Here is a 19487-nt window from a genome sequence, read left to right on the forward strand (position 1 = left end):
TTCGATCAGAGACCGGTGGACACGCCGATGGTGTTCCCCTCTTCCAGAGTCACTTATGCCTTTTTTGACGTCTTTCCGAAAACCCAACTGGCCGCGGAACCTACCGCTCACCCATAAAGCGCGCGGGCCTCGGCAAAGGACAGCAGACGGCGGCTTTGCTCATCCCACAAATGCAGCCGCGCGTTGGCGAGGCTTTCGCGGATGGTCATCCGGTTGCTGTTGGCCAGTTCATCATGGTCGCGCAGCACTTCGGTCAGGCGATAGAACGGAATGCGGCTGTAGAGGTGATGCACGTGGTGGATACCGATATTGGCGGTGAACCACTGCAACACGGACGGCAATATATAATGAGAGCTTCCGTGCAGCGCCGCTTCGTGCAACTGCCAGTCTTCATCGGCGTCCCAATGCGTGTCCTCGAACTGGTGTTGCACATAGAACAGCCATACCCCGGCGGTGGCGGCAATCAGGGTCGAGGGCAGGAAGATCAGCACCATCGGCATCAGCCCGCCAAAATAGTAGATGGCCACAAGCGCAACCAGAATGGCAAGATTGGTGGCCATCGCGCTGACCCAGAACCGGACGCTGTCGGTCAGACCCAGTGGAAGGCGGTTCTGAAACAGGAACAGATATCCGGGGCCAAAGACGAACAGGGTGATCGGGTTTCGATACACACGATACCAGAACCGGTTCATCGGGGTTTTCGCCTGATACTCGGCCACGGTCAGGGTGTGGATATCGCCCATCCCGCGTTTGCCCAGATTGCCGGAACTGTTGTGATGTGTGGAATGCGTGCGGCGCCAGACATCATAAGGTGTCAGCGTCAGAACTCCGATCGAGCGTCCAACCCAGTCACTGACCGTCCGGTTCTTGAAGAACGCGCCGTGCCCGCAATCGTGCTGGATGGCAAACAGGCGCAACAGAAAGGCCGCGTTGAGAACGGAAATCGCAAAAGCAAGCCAATAGCTGACCGACAGCGACATCCAGGACAAAGCCCAGAGCGCGAAGAAGGGGATGATACTGACGCCCAGCTCAAACGCGCTGCGCAGCTGGTCGGGTTCGCGATATTTGGCAAGCGTTGTTACCCAGTCACGTGCAGCGGTAGTCTCCGGCTGTTTCCGGGTCGAGAGAGTGGTTTCAGTCATGCGCCTGCCAAGTTCTTGTTTGTGGCAATCCGGATAGACTACCGCCCGGTCATGGCAAGCGATAATTGCCAAAATCGCCATATTTCGTGCTCGATTTTCGGTCAGACCCCGGTGAAGGTGTCCTTTTGGGTTCACCCGCGGGGCCGGTCCCGGGGCTTTTGCCGGTCATGACAAGCGGCTGGCGATCTACAGTCTTGCCAAGCCCTGCCATCGGGCCTATACGCCTGCGGTGGCTTTTTGGCCGCGAGAATCAAAACCAAGAAATGCCGTGTTTGGCCCATCACGCTTCGGGGGTCATATCCGGCTTAGGAGAAGCGAAATGAAACTGAACGAATTGCGCGACAATCCTGGCGCCGCCCCAAAACGCACCCGCGTTGGCCGTGGTCCGGGTTCCGGCAAAGGTAAAATGGGTGGCCGTGGTATCAAAGGCCAGAAATCCCGCTCGGGTGTGGCCATCAATGGCTATGAAGGCGGTCAGATGCCCTTGTACCAGCGTCTGCCCAAGCGTGGCTTCAACAAGCCAAACCGCAAGGAATTCGCCGTCATCAACCTGGGCCTGATCCAGAAATTCGTCGAAGCCGGCAAGCTGGACGCCAAGGCCGCGATCACCGAAGACGCTCTGGTTGCGTCCGGTCTGGTCCGCCGCAAGCTGGACGGTATCCGCGTTCTGGCCAAAGGCGAGATCAGCGCCAAGGTTGATCTGGAAGTGACCGGTGCGTCGAAAGCTGCCGTCGAGGCAGTTGAAAAAGCGGGCGGTTCACTGAAAGTCACAAAAGCCGCTGCGGCAGAGTAAGCGCTTGTGAGCGGGCAAAGACCCGCTTACATAGACTTCAGAGTTTTCCAAGACGCCGTCCGAGCCGGAAAACGGTTCCGGGCGGCGTTTGCATAAGAGAGACCGACTTTATGGTATCAGCAGCAGAACAAATGGCAGCCAACACAAGCTGGGCTGCCCTTGGCAAGGCCACCGATCTGCGCAACCGCATCCTGTTCACGCTGGGTTTGCTGATCGTCTATCGTCTGGGCACCTTCATTCCGGTGCCGGGGATCGACGGAGCAGCATTGCGCGAGTTCATGGAGCAGGCGGGGCAGGGCATCGGCGGTATGGTTTCGATGTTTACAGGCGGGGCGCTTGGCCGAATGGGCATCTTTGCCCTTGGCATCATGCCCTATATCTCGGCCTCGATCATCGTGCAGCTGCTGACGTCGATGGTTCCCGCGCTCGAACAGCTCAAGAAAGAGGGCGAGCAGGGCCGCAAGAAGATCAACCAATACACCCGTTTCGGCACCGTGGCGCTGGCCACCGTCCAGGCCTATGGTCTGGCCGTTTCGCTGGAATCGGGCGATCTGGCGACCGATCCGGGGCTGTATTTCCGCATGTCGACCATGATCACACTGGTCGGCGGCACCATGTTCCTGATGTGGCTGGGTGAGCAGATCACCGCACGCGGCATCGGCAACGGTATCTCTCTGATCATTTTCGTCGGCATCATCGCCGAGGTCCCCGCCGCCCTGGCGCAGTTCTTCGCGTCGGGCCGTTCGGGCGCAATCAGCCCCGCCGTGATCGTTGGCGTGATCGTGATGGTGATTGCCGTCATCATGTTCGTGGTCTTCATGGAACGGGCGCTGCGAAAGATTCATATTCAGTACCCGCGCCGTCAGGCCGGGATGAAAATCTACGAAGGCGGCTCCAGCCACTTGCCGGTCAAGGTCAACCCCGCGGGCGTGATCCCGGCGATCTTTGCCAGCTCGCTGCTGCTGCTGCCGGTGACGATCTCGACCTTCTCGTCGGGCGCGGCAAATGGGCCGGTCATGTCGTGGCTGCTGGCCAATTTCGGCCCCGGACAGCCGCTGTATCTGCTGTTCTTCGCGTCGATGATCGTGTTCTTTGCGTATTTCTACACGTTCAACGTGTCGTTCAAACCGGATGATGTGGCGGACAACCTGAAAAAGCAGAACGGGTTCGTGCCCGGTATCCGCCCGGGTAAGAAAACCGCCGAGTATCTGGAATACGTGGTCAACCGCGTGCTGGTTCTGGGGTCGGCCTATCTGGCACTGGTCTGCCTGCTGCCCGAGATTCTGCGCAACCAGTTTGCCATCCCGTTCTATTTCGGCGGCACCTCGGTTCTGATTATCGTCTCCGTGACCATGGATACGATCCAGCAGGTTCAGAGCCATCTTCTGGCGCATCAATACGAAGGGCTTATCGAAAAGTCTCAACTGCGCGGCAAAAGCAAGAAACGCGGCAGGAAGGGACCCTCTCGTCGATGAATATCATTCTGTTGGGCCCCCCGGGGGCTGGGAAAGGAACGCAGGCCCGTCACCTGGTGGAAACACGCGGCATGGTGCAGCTCAGCACGGGCGACATGCTGCGCGAAGCCAAGACCTCGGGCACCGAGATGGGCCGGAAGGTTGCGGCGATCATGGATGCGGGCAAGCTGGTCACCGATGAAATCGTGATCGGCCTGATCGAAGAGAAACTGACCACCGAAACAGGGGCCGGTTTCATCTTTGACGGCTTTCCCCGCACGCTGGCGCAGGCCGATGCTCTGGCCGCTTTGCTGGCCAAGCTGGGCCAGTCGCTGCACACCGTGATCGAGATGCGCGTTGATGACGACGCGCTGGTGGGCCGGATCACCGCACGCTCAACCTGTGGCGGATGTGGTGAAGTCTATAACGACAACACCAAACCGATCCCGGCAGATGGTAAATGCACCAATTGCGGCAAGGAAAATGATTTCCAACGCCGCGCCGACGACAACGAAGACAGCCTGCGCACGCGCCTGATGGAATACTACAAGAAGACGTCGCCGCTGATTGGCTATTACTACGCCAAGGGCGATCTGCGTCCGGTGAATGGGCTGGCGGATATCAAGGAAGTCACCGCGTCGATCGAGGCGATACTGGGTTGACCGAAAGTTGGGGCTTGACGGCCCCACCAAAAGCCCATATCGACCCCCATCCCTAAAGGGAATCAAGACTGCATGCGGGATTCGTCCCAATTGCCCCGACCACCTCGAATAATACTGGACCCTCTGGCGTCACTGCCACGGTAAAGTGTTGTGAAAAAAGGTTCCGGAGTTACGGAACCGCAACAAAAAGGAAAGTGACACGTGGCACGTATTGCCGGCGTAAACATCCCGACTGCAAAGCGGGTTCCAATCGCCCTCACATATATCACCGGTATCGGCAACACCTCGGCCAACGCGATCTGCGAAGCCGTGGGCATTGAAGCGCACCGCCGCGTCAATGAACTGTCGGATGCCGAAGTTCTGGCCATCCGCGAACATATCGACGCCAACTACACCGTCGAAGGTGACCTGCGTCGTGAAGTTCAGATGAACGTCAAGCGTCTGATGGACCTGGGCTGCTATCGCGGTCTGCGTCACCGCCGCAACCTGCCGGTTCGCGGTCAGCGTACCCACACCAACGCTCGTACCCGCAAAGGCCCCGCAAAGGCCATTGCCGGTAAGAAGAAATAAGGGAGGGTCTGACTGATGGCACGCGATAAGACTCGCATCAAGCGCAAAGAGCGCAAGAACATCGCATCGGGCGTTGCCCATGTGAACTCGACCTTCAACAACACCAAGATCCTGATCTCGGACGTACAGGGCAACGCCATCTCGTGGTCGTCTGCCGGTACCATGGGCTTCAAGGGATCGCGGAAATCTACTCCGTATGCCGCGCAGATGGCTGCGGAAGACGCAGGCAAGAAAGCGCAGGAACATGGCGTCAAGACGCTGGAAGTCGAAGTTCAAGGCCCCGGTTCGGGTCGTGAGTCGGCTCTGCGCGCACTGGCTGCCGTGGGCTTCAACATCACGTCGATCCGTGACGTGACCCCTATTGCTCACAACGGCTGCCGTCCGCCGAAGCGTCGTCGCGTCTAAGCGATCTGAAATTAAGCTGGGGCTGTGTTTTTACACGGCCCCAGCACGTCATTTTGAACCTCGGGCGTCTGCACCTTGTTGGTCATGGGGCGCGGGCAGGAATGGAGGGATTACATGATCCACAAGAATTGGGCAGAATTGATCAAGCCGATCCAGCTGGAAGCCAAGCCGGGCAACGACCCTGCGCGTCAGGCGACCCTGGTTGCCGAACCGCTGGAGCGTGGTTTTGGTCTGACCCTGGGCAACGCCCTGCGTCGCGTCCTGATGAGCTCGCTGCAAGGCGCGGCCATCACCAGCGTCCAGATCGACAACGTCCTGCACGAGTTCTCCTCGGTTGCGGGCGTGCGCGAAGACGTCACCGACATCATCCTGAACCTCAAGCAGGTTGCCCTGCGCATGGAAGTCGAAGGCCCCAAGCGCCTGTCGATCAATGCCAAAGGTCCGGCAATCGTTACCGCAGGTGACATCAGCGAAAGCGCAGGTATCGAGGTTCTGAACCGCGATCACGTCATCTGTCACCTGGACGACGGCGCCGACCTGTTCATGGAGCTGACCGTCAACACCGGTAAGGGTTACGTTTCGGCTGAAAAGAACAAGCCGGAAGATGCGCCCATCGGCCTGATCCCGATCGACGCGATCTATTCGCCGGTCAAGAAAGTCGCCTATGACGTGCAGCCGACCCGCGAAGGTCAGGTTCTGGACTATGACAAGCTGACCCTGAAGATCGATACCGACGGTTCGATCACTCCCGATGACGCACTGGCCTACGCCGCGCGCATCCTGCAGGATCAGCTTTCGATCTTCGTCAACTTCGACGAGCCGGAATCGGCAAACCGTCAGGACGAAGACGATGGTCTGGAGTTCAACCCGCTGCTGCTGAAGAAAGTGGACGAGCTGGAGCTGTCGGTCCGTTCGGCAAACTGCCTGAAGAACGACAACATCGTCTATATCGGCGACCTGATCCAGAAGACCGAAGCCGAGATGCTGCGCACCCCGAACTTCGGCCGCAAGTCGCTGAACGAGATCAAGGAAGTGCTGTCCGGCATGGGTCTGCACCTCGGCATGGATGTCGAGGATTGGCCGCCCGACAACATCGAAGATCTGGCAAAGAAATTCGAAGACGCATTCTAAGCATCTTCGGCTGTGGCGGCGGGTCCAACCTGCCGTCGCAGGTTTTGTACATTTCGGACCAATGGGGTCTGAAAGCCGGTACAAAACGTACAATCCGGGCAATCCCGCCCCAAGGTGAGCCTCTGACACGCATCGGAGGCCGGACAAAGCAAAACGCGAAAGAAGGAATTGAAAAATGCGTCACGCACGTGGTTACCGCCGCCTGAACCGTACTCATGAGCACCGCAAGGCTCTGTTTGCAAACATGGCTGGCTCGCTCATCGAACATGAGCAGATCAAGACAACTCTGCCCAAGGCAAAAGAACTGCGCCCGATCATCGAAAAGCTGATCACCCTGGGCAAGCGCGGCGACCTGCACGCCCGCCGTCAGGCCGCAGCACAGCTGAAAGAAGACAAAGACGTCGCCAAGCTGTTCGAAGTTCTGGGCCCCCGCTATGCTGAGCGTCAGGGCGGTTATGTCCGCATCCTGAAAGCCGGATTCCGCTATGGTGACATGGCTCCGATGGCGATCATCGAATTCGTCGATCGCGACATCGATGCCAAAGGCGCCGCGGACAAAGCCCGCGCTGCCGCCGAAGAGGCCGCAGCCGAAGAATAAGCACGACGGTCATCGACCTGATGCGCCTGCCCGAGCAATCGGGCGGGCTTTTTTGTGCCTCAGCCAACCAATTGCCTTCATTCGATTTGCGCCATAAGTTCAGGCTGTTATGGCAAGTGAACCCACAGCAGGATACTCGGGCAAACCGCTCTGGGCGAAACTGGGATTCAAACCCGGATACATGGTCCGTACGCTCAACGCCCTTGCCCATTATGCAAACCTGACAGCGGGTGCCGACGGTGTTCTGTTCGACCCCGTAGCCGATCTCGCGGATGCGGTTCACATGTTCCTGAACCACCCGAACCAGATCGCCGAAATGGCCGCTGAGCAAATCGCCCACATACGGCCCGGAGGAATGCTGTGGGTGTCCTGGGCCAACAAATCTTCGCCACTGCACGCAGGTGTGACCGAGGATATGCTGCGCAGTGAAATCCTGCCGCTGGGCTGGGTCGACGTGCAGGTTTGCGCGGGTGACGCCGATTGGTCCGGGCTCAAGTTCCTGCGCCGCCGAAGCTGAGCGCGCGGCTTGCATTTATCGCCTTTGCCCCGCATATCCCAAGGATGATCTAATCCGGAGCCCCCATGATCCGCGCATCCATTATTTCTCTTATGCTTGTCATGGCCCTGCCAGCATTTGCCGAAACCCGCGTCCCGCAATCACAGTCCGAAATCTCTCTGGGCTTTGCTCCGGTGGTCAAAAAGGCCTCGCCTGCGGTGGTGAATATCTACGCCAAGATCGTGCGGCAGGGGCGGGCCAGCCCATTTTATTCGGACCCGTTCTTTCGGGATTTCTTCGGCGGCAGCCTGGGAACGCCGCAGCCGCGGGTTCAGAACTCGCTGGGCTCCGGGGTCATCCTGTCTGAAGATGGCTACGTTGTTTCCAACTACCATGTTGTAGGCTCGGCGACCGAGATCAGGGTCGTGACAACCGACCGGCGCGAGTTTTCTGCCACGGTCGTACTGGGGCATGAAGAAAGCGACATTGCGATCCTGCGTCTGGAAGAGGCGCAAGATCTGCCCTACCTGACCCTGCGCGATTCCGATCAGGTCGAGGTTGGCGAACTGGCCCTTGCCATCGGCAACCCGTTCGGGGTGGGGCAAACGGTGTCCTCTGGTATCATCTCGGGCTTGGCGCGCACAGGTACGGCGACAGGCAATGCACGCGGGTATTTCATTCAGACAGATGCAGCGATCAATCCGGGGAATTCCGGCGGTGCGCTGATTGATATGAACGGGGACCTGATCGGGATCAACACCTCTATTCTGACACGCTCGGGCGGGTCGAATGGCATCGGTTTTGCCATCCCCGCAAATCTTGTGGCCGAGTTTCTGAAACAGGCACAGCAGGGCAATGACAGTTTTGTCAGCCCTTGGGCAGGCATGACCGGTCAGCATATGAGCGCGGACATTGCCGAGTCCCTTGGTCTTGCCATCCCGCTGGGTGTTGTCATCTCGGACCTGCATGACCTTAGCCCGCTGCGCGAGGCGGGGCTTAAGGTGGGGGATGTCGTGACCCATGTGGACGGGGACGAAGTGAACTCACCTGCCGAGATGAAGTTTCGCATGTCTGTCGCAGGGGTTGGGGGAACATCGGTTCTGACACGGCTGCGTGGCACCCAGAGCGAAGAGGTTGAGGTGGCACTGATCAAAGCGCCCGAAGTCCCGGCGGCTGAAGAGACGACATTGGATGAAGACACTGTCCTGCCGGGGCTGGTGGTGTCCCGCGTCAACCCTGCGGTGATCTCTGATATGGGCTTGCCACTGTCCCAGACAGGTGTCGTTGTTGTTGATCCCGGTCCCTATGGTGGACGCGCGGGTTTGCGATCGGGGGATATTCTTGAAAGCATCAATTCCAATGACATCGAACGTCCTGGGGATGTAGAGAATGCGCTGACAGATCCGGGTCGTCGTGTGCAGATGGGTCTTCTGCGCGGTGGCCGGTCAGTCTCATTGCGGTTCCGGCTGTAACCCGTGAGCGATCTGTTCGATACCGGGCCAACGGAACCCACCGCTGCGCCACACCGTCCCCTGGCGGACCGGTTGCGCCCGCAGACTCTTGCCGAGGTCATCGGTCAGGAACAGGTTCTTGGCCCGAATGCGCCGCTGGGGGTCATGCTGGCGTCGGGCAGTCTGTCCAGCCTGATCTTCTGGGGGCCGCCCGGTGTCGGAAAGACGACGATCGCACGGTTGCTGGCGCAGGAAACCGATCTGCATTTCGTTCAGATCAGTGCGATTTTCACCGGTGTGCCGGATTTGAAGAAGGTTTTCGAAGCGGCCAAGATCAGGCGTCAGAATGGGCAGGGGACCTTGCTGTTCGTGGACGAGATTCACCGCTTCAACAAGGCACAGCAGGACGGTTTTCTGCCGCATATGGAGGACGGCACGATCCTTCTTGTCGGGGCAACGACCGAGAACCCGTCCTTTGAGCTGAACGCCGCTGTTCTCAGCCGGTCGCAGGTTCTGGTGCTGGAACGGCTTGGCCTTTCCGATCTTGAACGCCTGACCCAGCGTGCCGAAAAAGAGCTGGGCCGCGCGTTGCCGTTGACACCCGCAGCCCGCGATGCGTTGCAGGAAATGGCCGATGGGGACGGACGGGCGTTGTTGAACCTGATCGAACAGGTTTCGGCTTGGAAGGTTGATGCGCCGTTGGACACGGACGCGCTGTCGACGCGTCTGATGCGGCGGGCGGCGAAATATGACAAGTCGGGCGATGAACATTACAACCTGATTTCAGCCCTGCACAAATCGGTACGCGGGTCCGACCCGGACGCGGCGCTGTACTGGTTCGCGCGAATGCTGACAGGGGGCGAAGACCCGCGCTATCTGGCGCGTCGGATCACACGGATGGCGGTCGAGGATATCGGTCTGGCCGACCCGCAGGCGCAGGCCATATGCCTGCAATCCTGGGAAACGTATGAGCGGCTCGGCTCCCCCGAAGGTGAGCTGGCGCTGGCGCAGGCGCTGGTCTATCTGGCCCTAGCCCCGAAATCCAACGGCGCCTATGTCGGCTATAAGGCAGCGATGCGGCTGGCCAAGCAATCGGGAAGCGAGCCACCGCCCAAACATATCCTGAATGCCCCCACATCACTGATGAAGGATCAGGGATATGGTGCCGGCTACGCGTATGACCATGACGCCGAAGACGGGTTTTCCGGTCAGAACTATTTCCCCGAAACGATGAAACGCCCGGTTCTGTATCAACCGGTCGAACGCGGGTTCGAGCGTGAGCTGAAAAAGCGCCTCGATTACTTCGCCAAGCTTCGGACTCAGCGCAACAGCTAGGCTGGCTGGGAATGCACTGATCGTGCCGAGAAGTGGCGGGCGGCGCTGAGCCCCCTCGAACGCCAAAGGTTCCTGTCTGATACCTTGACTCTTGCCGCGTTGCGCGCGAGAGACCCCCATGATTTCTGGGATACGGACAAAGACGCAATCCGGGCGGATCACCCGCGCGGCGCAAGGGGCAATGGCATGAGTGGCGTACAGATGATTACAGTCGCTGAAGGGGACGGCGATCAGCGTGTGGACCGCTGGTTGCGCCGCCTGTTCCCGCATGTCAGCCAGGGCCGCATCGAAAAGATGTGCCGCAAGGGAGAACTGCGTGTGGATGGCAGCCGGGCCAAGGCCTCGACGCGATTGGAGGTCGGGCAGGTGGTTCGTGTGCCGCCGTTGCCGGGGCCTGATCACAAACCGGTTGAGGTCAGGCATAGTATCTCGGATGCGGATGCCAAGATGATCCAGTCCTGCGTGATCTACCGTGATGATCATATTCTGGCCCTGAACAAGCCGCAGGGCCTGCCGGTTCAGGGCGGCAGCGGGCAGACCCGGCATGTCGACAGCCTGTCCGAGGCGTTGCGGTTTGGGTATGACGAAAACCCGCGTCTGGTTCACCGCCTGGACAAGGACACGTCAGGTGTTCTGCTGCTGGCCCGCACGCGCGAAGCCGCAAAGGGGCTGACAGCCGCTTTCCGTCACCGCGATACACGCAAGATTTACTGGGCGCTGGTTGCAGGTGTTCCCACGCCATATCTTGGTGAAATCAAGACGGGTCTTGTGAAAGCAGCTGGTCATGGCGCGCACGGCGAGGGTGAAAAGATGATCCCCGTCCATATGAACGAGATCGACAGCACCCCCGGTGCGAAACGGGCACATACACATTATGCGACCCTCTACCGTGTGGCCGGGCGCGCCGCTTGGGTCGCGATGGAGCCAATCACGGGCCGCACCCACCAACTGCGCGCGCATATGGCAGCGATCGGGCATCCGATCATCGGCGACGGCAAATACGGTGGCTCGGGGCAGGAAAACCTGGGTGATGGCTGGGGCGCGCAACTGGGTGGGATCATCAGCAAAAAGCTGCATCTGCACGCGCGGCGACTGTCATTCCTGCATCCGATAACGCGCAAACCTGTGATCGTGACAGCGCCCTTGCCGGAACATATGAAACACAGCTGGGACACCTTCGGCTGGACCGAGGATCTGGCCGCCGACGACCCGTTTGAGGCGCTGCAATGAGCGCACCCCTGCGGCTGGTTCTGTTTGATGTAGATGGCACTCTGGTCGACAGTCAGGGCAGTATCGTTCACGCCATGACCACCAGCTTTCAGGCCGCTTCGGTCCCTGTACCGACGCGAGAGGTGATCCTGTCCATCGTCGGGCTGTCCCTGCCGCATGCTATCGCACGGTTGGTGCCGGACCAACCTTCCTCGGTCCAGAACGATCTCGTTGAAGGGTATAAGGAAGCCTATCACGCGCATCGCTTGGATTTGGGCGCGGCCAGCTCTCCGCTCTATCCCGGTGCGAGAGAGGCGATTGAAGCCTTGCACGCCGTGCCCGAAGTGCTTCTTGGGGTGGCAACCGGCAAATCCCAGCGCGGGCTTGATGCGTTGATCGAAGTGCATGGGCTTGAGCCCTACTTCGTCACCCGGCAGGTTACCGACCACCATCCGTCGAAACCGCATCCATCCATGGTGCAGACCGCGTTGGCCGAGACCGGTGTCGAACCCGACTGCGCGGTGATGGTCGGCGATACAAGCTATGACATGGACATGGCCGCAGCCGCAGGGGTGCGCGGCATCGGCGTGGCATGGGGGTACCATGATCGGTCTGCTTTGACCTCGGCCACCTGCGTGATTGAGACCTTTGACCAGTTGCCCAATGCGCTGGCCGGGATATGGAACTGAAACATGAGCGACTGGAAACCGAAACGCTTCTGGAAGGAAAGCCGGATCACCGAGGTCGACGGCGGGTTTACGGTTGAACTGGATGGCCGCCGCGTCAAGACCCCTGCCAAATCGGCGTTGATCCTGCCGACCCGCGCCATGGCCGAAGCGGTTGCGGCAGAATGGGATGCCCAGCAGAAAGAGGTAGATCCGTCGACAATGCCATGCACCCGTTCGGCGAATGCGGCAATCGACAAGGTTCGGTTCCAGCACGGGGAAGTTGCCGATATGCTTGCGGATTACGGCGATTCTGATCTGCTGTGCTATCGGGCGACACACCCGTCAGAGTTGCAGGAACGTCAAAGCGCCGAATGGGACCCGGCGCTCGACTGGGCCGAGGCTGCGCTGTCTGCTCGCTTGCAGCCAGTTATCGGTGTGCTGCACAAGCCGCAATCTGATGCTGCCCTGTCGGCGCTGCGTGCTCGCGTCCACGCGCTGGATGCGTTTCAACTGGCGGCGTTCCACGATCTGGTCAGCTTGTCGGGGTCATTGATTCTCGGGTTTGCGGCGGCCATGGATTGGCGCGAACCAGCCGAAATTTGGCGCATTTCGCGGCTGGACGAAACCTGGCAGGTCGAACAATGGGGTCACGATGACGAGGCCCATGTGGTCGCCGAAACGAAGAAAGCCGCGTTTCTGCATGCTAAACGCTTCTTTGATATGTCGGTTTGATCCTTATTTTCCGATTTTTGGCCAAATGTTCAAATTGGTTGGGGTCTGATCCATCGTTTTCGATGATCCGACCCTTGACGTTTGTTTATGAATACGCCCAAACTCGGTGCCACTAAAGGGGAGACACCTTTGGAGTAACCTATCCGGCATCCACTTGCCGGGCAGAGCCGCCTCTGATGGGGCGGGAAATCAGGAAGAGGTAAAAATGAAAAAATCCGTAATCTTGGGCGCGGCAACGATTGCCGGTCTTGCTGCTGGCGCAGCCGTGGCAGGGACCGTTGACGACGTTAAAGCGCGCGGCAAGCTGAACTGTGGCGTGACCACCGGTCTGGTTGGCTTTGCTGCTCCCGATGCCAATGGCGAATGGCAGGGCTTTGACGTATCGCTGTGCCGCGCCGTTGCTGCTGCTGTTCTGGGCGACGCAAGCGCGGTAGAATTCGTTCCGACCACCGGTAAGACACGTTTTACCGCTCTGGCCTCGGGCGAGATCGACATGCTGGCGCGTAACACCACCTGGACTTTCAGCCGCGACGTCGACCTGAAGTTCGAATTCACCGGTGTGAACTATTATGACGGTCAGGGCTTTATGGTTCCCAAGGCACTGGGCGTAAGCTCGGCCAAGGAACTGGACGGCGCAACCGTTTGCATCCAGACCGGCACCACAACCGAGCTGAACCTGGCGGATTTCTTCCGTTCGAACAACATCAGCTACGAACCGGTTCCGATCGAAACCAACGCCGAAGCACAGCAGCAGTATCTGGCTGGCGCATGTGACGTTTACACCACCGACGCTTCGGGTCTGGCGGCAACCCGCGCCACATTCGAAAACCCCGGTGATCACATCCTGCTGCCCGAAATCATCTCGAAAGAGCCGCTGGGCCCGCTGGTCCGTCACGGCGACCACGAGTGGGGCGACGTTGTGCGCTGGACTCTGAACGCGCTGATCTCGGCTGAAGAGCTGGGCGTAACCTCGGCCAATATCGATGAACTGGCCGCTGGCACCGAAAACCCTGAAATCAACCGCCTGCTGGGTACCGAAGGCACCCTGGGCGAGATGCTGGGTCTGAACGCTGACTGGGCAGCCAAGGCGATCAAAGCCGGCGGCAACTATGGCGAAGTGTTTGCCAAGAACATCGGTGAAGAAACTCCGATCGGTCTGGCACGTGGCCTAAACGCACAGTGGACCGAAGGTGGCCTGCTGTACTCGCCGCCGTTCCGCTAATATCGACGGAAAAGGGCGCAGGGAAACCTGCGCCCTTTTTCACTAAAACTTACGCGAACGGACGTAGAGCGGGGACAACCTCGCCACAAAAACAAAGTCCGCTAGCCACGGGGATTCCAAAATATGTCGACTATGACTGACCCGCCGAAAGCTGATTTTCGGCTGTCGATGCTCATAAACGATACCCGCTACAGATCGCTGACCTTTCAGGTGATTGCGGCAATCGTTATTGCGCTTAGCATCTGGTATCTGGGCAACAACCTGATCCAGAACCTCAGGGCCGCTGGCCTTAACATTTCCTATTCATTCCTTGGCGATCCGTCTGGGTACGATATCAACCAACGCCTCATTGAATATGACAGCCAGGCCTCTCATGGGCGGGCGGCGATTGTGGGTATTCTTAATACGCTGCTGGTCGCCTTTCTGGCTTGCATAACCGCGACCATCTTTGGTGTTCTCGCGGGGGTTCTGCGCTTGTCCAACAACTGGCTAATCTCAAAGCTGATGGCGTTTTATGTCGAGATTTTCCGGAATATTCCGGTTCTGATCTGGATCCTTATCATCTTCTTCATCATCACCGCTACGATGCCCGCACCAAGGGCCTATTTGGGTGAGGATGCCGATCGTGAAATGGTGCTCGGACTCTTTGCCTTCACCAACCGGGGAATTTACGTACCGCTTCCCTACTTTACAGGTGGTTTTGGCGGCGTTGCGAACTGGTTGCTTGTAATTGCAGTATTGGTCGCGTCCTATTTCTCTACGCGGTTAGTGAAAAAAAACGCCCAGATCAAGCAAGAGGAAACAGGCGTCAGACCGAACACCTTGCTGTTGAACGCTGCGATTTGGTTCTTGCCGGTTATCGTTGTTCTGTTTTTGTTGGGACTGTCATGGGACCTGCCTGATCCTTTGGCCAACCGTTTTAATCTGCGCGGGGGTCTTCAAATCGGTGCACCACTAATCGCATTGTGGTTCGCCCTGTCGATTTACACCGGTGCCTTCATTGCCGAAAACGTACGTGCGGGTATTCAAGCGATCAACAAAGGTCAGACCGAGGCTGCCGCGGCGCTGGGTCTTCGCCCTGGACGGATCATGAACCTCGTGGTCCTGCCGCAGGCGTTGCGGGTGATTATCCCGCCACTGATCTCGCAGTACCTGAACATCACCAAAAACTCGTCGCTGGCGATTGCCGTGGGCTATGCGGATATCACCGCAACGCTGGGTGGTATCACGCTTAACCAGACAGGTCGTGCAATCGAATGTGTTTTGCTGCTGATGCTGTTCTACCTGACAGCCTCGCTGCTGATTTCGACGGTGATGAACATCTACAACGCATCCGTCAAGTTGAAGGAGCGCTGAGCCATGAGTGATGAAACGACGAATTCGATCGCCTTCGTGGCCGAAGGCACAATCCCCCCCTCACCGCCCCCGGCAAACGAGGTCGGTGTGGCCAAGTGGATGCGCGAGAACTTGTTCTCGGGTGTGGCCAACACGATCCTGACGGTGATCTCGCTGATCCTGATCTACCTCATTTTGAATAACACGCTACCGTGGATTCTGAATGGAGTTTGGAATGCGAACTCGCTGGCGGAATGCCGCGAAATTCTGGCAGGAAAGACTGGTGCCTGTTTCGCCGTCCTGACCGAACGTTGGCCGCAACTGATCTACGGCTTCAAGTACCCGGCCGAAGAATACTGGCGCCCGAATCTGGCCTTTGTGCTGATGCTGGTGGCATTTGCGCCGGTGCTGTTCTTCGACCTGCCGCGCAAGATGCTTATCTTCACAGCGCTCTACCCGTTCATTGCGTTCTGGCTGATCTGGGGTGGTACCATTCTAGTTCCGTTTGCGGCTCTGCTGGGTTGCGTGGCCGGTGGTGCCGTGTTCCAGAAATTCGGCAAGAACAGCTTTGCGGCAGGTTTCTTTGGCGCCATCATCGTCGCGCTTGTCGTCTGGAAGATCGGTGGGGCGCTGATCCCTGAAGGGGCGTCAGAGAACGCAATGCTCTCCGCCGTTCCCAGCCGTGATCTGGGTGGCTTCATGCTGAACATGATGCTGGGAGTCACTTGTGTGTCGCTGTCAGTTCCGCTTGGCATCGCCCTTGCGCTGGGCCGTCAGTCCGACATGCCGCTGATCAAGTGGGTTAGCGTCATCTTCATCGAATTCATCCGTGGCGTGCCTCTGATCACGCTGCTGTTCGTGGCTTCGGTGATGCTGTCGTACTTCTTCCCACCTGAAAGCACAGTTGATCTGTTCCTGCGCGTTGTGATCATGATCACAATGTTCTCGGCCGCCTATATCGCCGAGGTGATCCGCGGCGGTTTGGCAGCGCTTCCACGTGGACAGTATGAGGCAGCAGACAGCCTTGGTCTGGATTACCCTCAGGCGATGCGTCTGATCATCCTGCCGCAGGCTCTGAAGATCTCGATCCCTGGTATCGTAAATGTGGCCGTTGGCCTGTTCAAGGACACCACACTGGTTTCGGTCATTTCGATGTTCGATCTGGTGGGTATGATCAGGGGACCCATCCTGGCGTCGACCGAGTGGAACGGCGTCTATTGGGAGCTTCTGGGCTTTGCCGCGCTTCTGTTCTTCGTCGTCTGCTACGGCATCTCTCAATATTCTCAGTGGCTCGAGCGTCGCCTTGCCACGGATCATCGTTAAGGAGTTCAACACATGTCTGAACTTGCAATTGACCGCGAAATCGACCGTTCCAAAATGCAGGTGAGCGACGAGGTTGCCATCGAAATCACCAACATGAACAAGTGGTACGGGTCCTTTCACGTGCTGCGCGACATCAATCTGACCGTCAACCAAGGCGAGCGGATTGTTATCGCGGGCCCGTCTGGATCGGGGAAATCCACCCTAATCCGCTGCCTGAACGCGCTGGAGGAACACCAGCAGGGCACGATCATCGTGGATGGGACCGAGTTGTCGAATGACCTCAAGAACATCGACAAGATCCGGTCCGAGGTTGGCATGGTGTTCCAGCACTTCAACCTGTTCCCGCACCTGACCATTCTGGAGAACTGCACGCTGGCGCCGATCTGGGTGCGCAAGACGCCCAAGAAAGAGGCCGAAGAGCGCGCGATGCATTTCCTGGAGAAGGTGAAAATCCCCGAGCAGGCCGACAAGTATCCTGGTCAGCTTTCGGGTGGTCAGCAGCAGCGTGTGGCGATCGCCCGCTCACTGTGCATGATGCCGCGGATCATGTTGTTCGACGAACCGACATCGGCGTTGGACCCGGAGATGATCAAAGAGGTGCTCGACACCATGATCGAACTGGCCGAGGAAGGCATGACCATGCTGTGCGTGACGCACGAGATGGGCTTTGCCCGTCAGGTTGCCAACCGCGTGATCTTCATGGATGCGGGCCAGATCGTGGAACAGAACGAACCGGAAGAGTTCTTCAACAACCCGCAAAGTGAGCGGACCAAACTGTTCCTCAGCCAGATTCTGGGACACTGAACGTTTCAAGATGGTGGAAAGGCGGGGTTTTGTCCCGCCTTTTTCTATTCCAGCAACTCACGCGCGGTGGTGAAACCCAGCACAGTGCCCGTATGCCAGCGCACGTCCGACCAGCTGTCGGCGTCAAATGTCATCACAGTTGTTGCACAAGTCGGATAGTCTAAAAAGCGCATGTGATCCGGCGACTGTCGCACAAGTTGGCTGGCGAACTCGGCGATGCCGGGGTTATGGCCCAGCATCAATATTACGGGTTCCGTAGCGCCTGCCAATTCACGCAACATGTCTTCTGCGTCGGCGTGGTAGAGCGCTTTGTGAAAGCGGACCTTATTGGCCTTTAACCCCATTCCATCCCATGTCTCGCGGGTGCGGTTAGACGTCGAGCTGAGCACTTCATCCGGCATCCAGCCGTTTTCGCGCAGCCATGCACCAATGGCCGGGGCCGACCTGCGCCCGCGCTTGTTCAGGGGGCGTTCATGGTCGCTAAGTCCCGGATTGTCCCAGCTGGATTTTGCGTGTCGCGTCAGGATCAGGGTGCGGGTCATGACGGATGAAAAGCCTTCATATGATGGGCTGATTGTTCGGGGTCGCGCCCTGCTCCCACGCTGAGCGGGCAGGCGAGACGGGCCAGACAGCCGCCTGTCATGCAGGTCTGACCCTCAGCAGTTTCAAGATGGTCGTGGCAGGCAACAAGGTCATAGAAGTTTTGCGCGTTCAGTGCGCCGACAGGGCAAGCTGTCGTGCACGGGGCGGCGCAGGTGTCACAGGGGGAAACGCCGGGCGCCTCAGGGATGGTAAGCTCATGGGCGAAATGCAGTGCGCCGCGATATGAGATCATCATGCCGACCGTGTCATGTACCAAGGCCCCCACCGGGCTGCTGAAGGTGCGTCCCGATTTCAGGGCCCAGTCGATGAAAGGCGCATAGGGTGGATCACCAAAGGGGAAATAGGCCTGTGCACCGAACGTATGTGCCATCTGGCCGACGACTCTGGTTGACCAGCGGTCTACTGGATCAGGCCCCCGCCATTCGGGCGAGGCTTTCAGAGCAGGCCAAAAATCAGAACCCGCGCCCAGCAAGATCAGCGTGCCTGTGTCGAGTTGCCGGGCTGCCACGCGATGGGGATGCAGCGCGCCCATGACAATCAACCCCGCCTGACGCGCCGCGTGTTCAACGCGGCCATAAGTTCCCGCATCCGGGCCAGAGGTAGGTCGCGCGAGATCTGTCATCTTTCCTCGGCTGTTGCAGTGATCAGTCTGGCCGTATCAGAGACCCGGCGCCATGTTCTGTGAACAGTTCAAGCAGAACCGCATTTGGCGCACGCCCGTCAAGTATCACGACGGCCCGAACGCCGCTGCGCAGGGCGTCCAGGGCAGTTTCGGTCTTGGGGATCATGCCGCCTGCGATGGTGCCTTCGCGGGTCATCTCGCGGATCTGGCCGGCTTTCAGCTCGGTCACCACTTCACCAGCCGCGTTCTTGACGCCCGAGACATCAGTCAACAGCAGAAGGCGGTCAGCTTTCAATGCCGAGGCAATCGCCCCGGCTGCCGTATCGCCGTTCACGTTGAACGTTTCACCCTCACGGCCCGCACCCAGCGGGGCGATTACCGGGATCACATCATGTGAGAACAGATCATGCAGGATTTTCGGGTTCATCTCGGCAGGGGTGCCGACATAACCCAGCGACGCATCCGTCTGGTCGCAGATCATCAGGTTTGCATCCTTGCCCGACAAACCCACGGCCGAACCGCCCTGACCATTGATCGCCTGAACGATGCGCTTGTTCACCAGGCCAGACAGAACCATCTCGACAACTTCAACGGTTGCCGTGTCAGTCACGCGCTTGCCGTTCACAAAGTCGGACTGGATATTCAGCTTGTCCAGCATCGCGTTGATCATCGGACCACCGCCATGCACAACGACGGGGTTCACGCCGACCTGACGCATCAAGACGACATCGCGCGCAAAGCTCTCCATCGCCTCGTCACTGCCCATGGCGTGCCCGCCCAGCTTGATGACGACGATGGCTCCATCATAGCGCTGCAGATAGGGCAATGCGCTGTTCAGGGTTGCTGCGGTGGCGATCCAGTCCCGGTTCATGTCACGTGTCTTCATTGCTAAGGTCCCTCTGACCGTCCGTGTTAGGGCCTTTGCACCGCGC

Annotated in this window: 21 protein-coding genes; 17 read left to right on the plus strand and 4 right to left on the minus strand. The window is 58.7% G+C overall.

The genetic code is table 11. From position 1 onward, the window contains the following. Positions 1 to 107: 107 nt before the first annotated feature. On the minus strand, positions 108 to 1142 hold the full coding sequence (locus ACR0AM_RS15890) for a fatty acid desaturase (RefSeq protein ID WP_480547319.1): 1035 nt from the start codon (positions 1140 to 1142) through the stop codon (positions 108 to 110). Between the two features lie 319 nt (positions 1143 to 1461). Between ACR0AM_RS15890 and rplO the strand changes: the two genes are divergently transcribed. From rplO to ACR0AM_RS15975, 17 genes are all read left to right on the plus strand, one after another. Beyond that, on the plus strand, positions 1462 to 1935 hold the full coding sequence (gene rplO / locus ACR0AM_RS15895) for a 50S ribosomal protein L15 (protein WP_480496037.1): 474 nt from the start codon (positions 1462 to 1464) through the stop codon (positions 1933 to 1935). A gap of 110 nt (positions 1936 to 2045) precedes the next feature. After that, positions 2046 to 3410, plus strand: a complete 1365-nt coding sequence (secY, locus tag ACR0AM_RS15900) for a preprotein translocase subunit SecY (protein ID WP_480474046.1) — start codon at positions 2046 to 2048, stop codon at positions 3408 to 3410. Further along, positions 3407 to 4051, plus strand: a complete 645-nt coding sequence (locus ACR0AM_RS15905) for an adenylate kinase (protein WP_267363761.1) — start codon at positions 3407 to 3409, stop codon at positions 4049 to 4051. The genes secY and ACR0AM_RS15905 overlap by 4 nt, the downstream gene beginning before the upstream one ends. A 201-nt stretch (positions 4052 to 4252) precedes the next feature. Further along, on the plus strand, positions 4253 to 4621 hold the full coding sequence (gene rpsM, locus ACR0AM_RS15910; protein WP_209505862.1) for a 30S ribosomal protein S13: 369 nt from the start codon (positions 4253 to 4255) through the stop codon (positions 4619 to 4621). A gap of 15 nt (positions 4622 to 4636) precedes the next feature. After that, positions 4637 to 5026: a 30S ribosomal protein S11 gene (gene rpsK, locus ACR0AM_RS15915; protein ID WP_170462414.1), complete on the plus strand. Its 390-nt coding sequence runs from the start codon at positions 4637 to 4639 to the stop codon at positions 5024 to 5026. A gap of 114 nt (positions 5027 to 5140) precedes the next feature. Beyond that, on the plus strand, positions 5141 to 6157 hold the full coding sequence (locus ACR0AM_RS15920) for a DNA-directed RNA polymerase subunit alpha (RefSeq protein WP_480623436.1): 1017 nt from the start codon (positions 5141 to 5143) through the stop codon (positions 6155 to 6157). 175 nt (positions 6158 to 6332) lie between these two features. After that, the gene (gene rplQ, locus ACR0AM_RS15925; RefSeq protein WP_480474043.1) at positions 6333 to 6755 is read left to right on the plus strand and encodes a 50S ribosomal protein L17; all 423 of its coding nucleotides are present in this window, start codon (positions 6333 to 6335) and stop codon (positions 6753 to 6755) included. Between the two features lie 109 nt (positions 6756 to 6864). After that, positions 6865 to 7272: a hypothetical protein gene (locus tag ACR0AM_RS15930; protein ID WP_480623437.1), complete on the plus strand. Its 408-nt coding sequence runs from the start codon at positions 6865 to 6867 to the stop codon at positions 7270 to 7272. A gap of 65 nt (positions 7273 to 7337) precedes the next feature. Next, entirely contained in the window at positions 7338 to 8723 is a 1386-nt protein-coding gene (locus ACR0AM_RS15935; protein WP_480496029.1) for a trypsin-like peptidase domain-containing protein, read from the plus strand. Positions 8724 to 8726: 3 nt separating this feature from the next. Next, on the plus strand, positions 8727 to 10037 hold the full coding sequence (locus ACR0AM_RS15940; RefSeq protein ID WP_480554832.1) for a replication-associated recombination protein A: 1311 nt from the start codon (positions 8727 to 8729) through the stop codon (positions 10035 to 10037). Between the two features lie 186 nt (positions 10038 to 10223). Further along, a complete protein-coding gene (locus ACR0AM_RS15945; protein ID WP_480623438.1) occupies positions 10224 to 11267 on the plus strand; it encodes an RluA family pseudouridine synthase in 1044 nt (347 codons plus the stop codon). After that, positions 11264 to 11935 (plus strand): HAD-IA family hydrolase, encoded by a 672-nt coding sequence (locus ACR0AM_RS15950; protein WP_480623439.1) that lies wholly within the window; start codon positions 11264 to 11266, stop codon positions 11933 to 11935. The genes ACR0AM_RS15945 and ACR0AM_RS15950 overlap by 4 nt, the downstream gene beginning before the upstream one ends. 3 nt (positions 11936 to 11938) lie before the next feature. Further along, positions 11939 to 12646 carry an ATP12 family chaperone protein gene (locus ACR0AM_RS15955; protein WP_480623440.1) on the plus strand — a complete coding sequence of 236 codons (708 nt, stop codon included), beginning with the start codon at positions 11939 to 11941 and terminating at the stop codon, positions 12644 to 12646. 205 nt (positions 12647 to 12851) lie between these two features. Beyond that, the gene (locus tag ACR0AM_RS15960) at positions 12852 to 13868 is read left to right on the plus strand and encodes an amino acid ABC transporter substrate-binding protein (RefSeq protein WP_480474036.1); all 1017 of its coding nucleotides are present in this window, start codon (positions 12852 to 12854) and stop codon (positions 13866 to 13868) included. 123 nt (positions 13869 to 13991) lie between these two features. Continuing rightward, the gene (locus ACR0AM_RS15965) at positions 13992 to 15224 is read left to right on the plus strand and encodes an amino acid ABC transporter permease (protein WP_480607391.1); all 1233 of its coding nucleotides are present in this window, start codon (positions 13992 to 13994) and stop codon (positions 15222 to 15224) included. Positions 15225 to 15227: 3 nt separating this feature from the next. Beyond that, entirely contained in the window at positions 15228 to 16526 is a 1299-nt protein-coding gene (locus ACR0AM_RS15970) for an amino acid ABC transporter permease (RefSeq protein WP_480623441.1), read from the plus strand. A 12-nt stretch (positions 16527 to 16538) separates the two neighbouring features. Continuing rightward, a complete protein-coding gene (locus tag ACR0AM_RS15975) occupies positions 16539 to 17330 on the plus strand; it encodes an amino acid ABC transporter ATP-binding protein (protein WP_480484762.1) in 792 nt (263 codons plus the stop codon). 44 nt (positions 17331 to 17374) lie between these two features. Here the strand turns inward: ACR0AM_RS15975 and ACR0AM_RS15980 are convergent, their stop codons facing one another. Genes ACR0AM_RS15980 through argB form a run of 3 tightly spaced genes read right to left on the minus strand, consistent with a single transcriptional unit; the run spans position 17375 to position 19441 of the window. Continuing rightward, complete coding sequence (locus tag ACR0AM_RS15980; protein ID WP_480623442.1) at positions 17375 to 17872, minus strand: SixA phosphatase family protein; 498 nt, start codon at positions 17870 to 17872, stop codon at positions 17375 to 17377. Next, a complete protein-coding gene (locus ACR0AM_RS15985; protein WP_480623443.1) occupies positions 17869 to 18555 on the minus strand; it encodes a ferredoxin in 687 nt (228 codons plus the stop codon). The genes ACR0AM_RS15980 and ACR0AM_RS15985 overlap by 4 nt, the downstream gene beginning before the upstream one ends. A 22-nt stretch (positions 18556 to 18577) precedes the next feature. Continuing rightward, a complete protein-coding gene (argB, locus tag ACR0AM_RS15990; protein ID WP_480474030.1) occupies positions 18578 to 19441 on the minus strand; it encodes an acetylglutamate kinase in 864 nt (287 codons plus the stop codon). Positions 19442 to 19487 lie beyond the last annotated feature (46 nt).

Source organism: Ruegeria sp. AD9 (assembly GCF_056542305.1).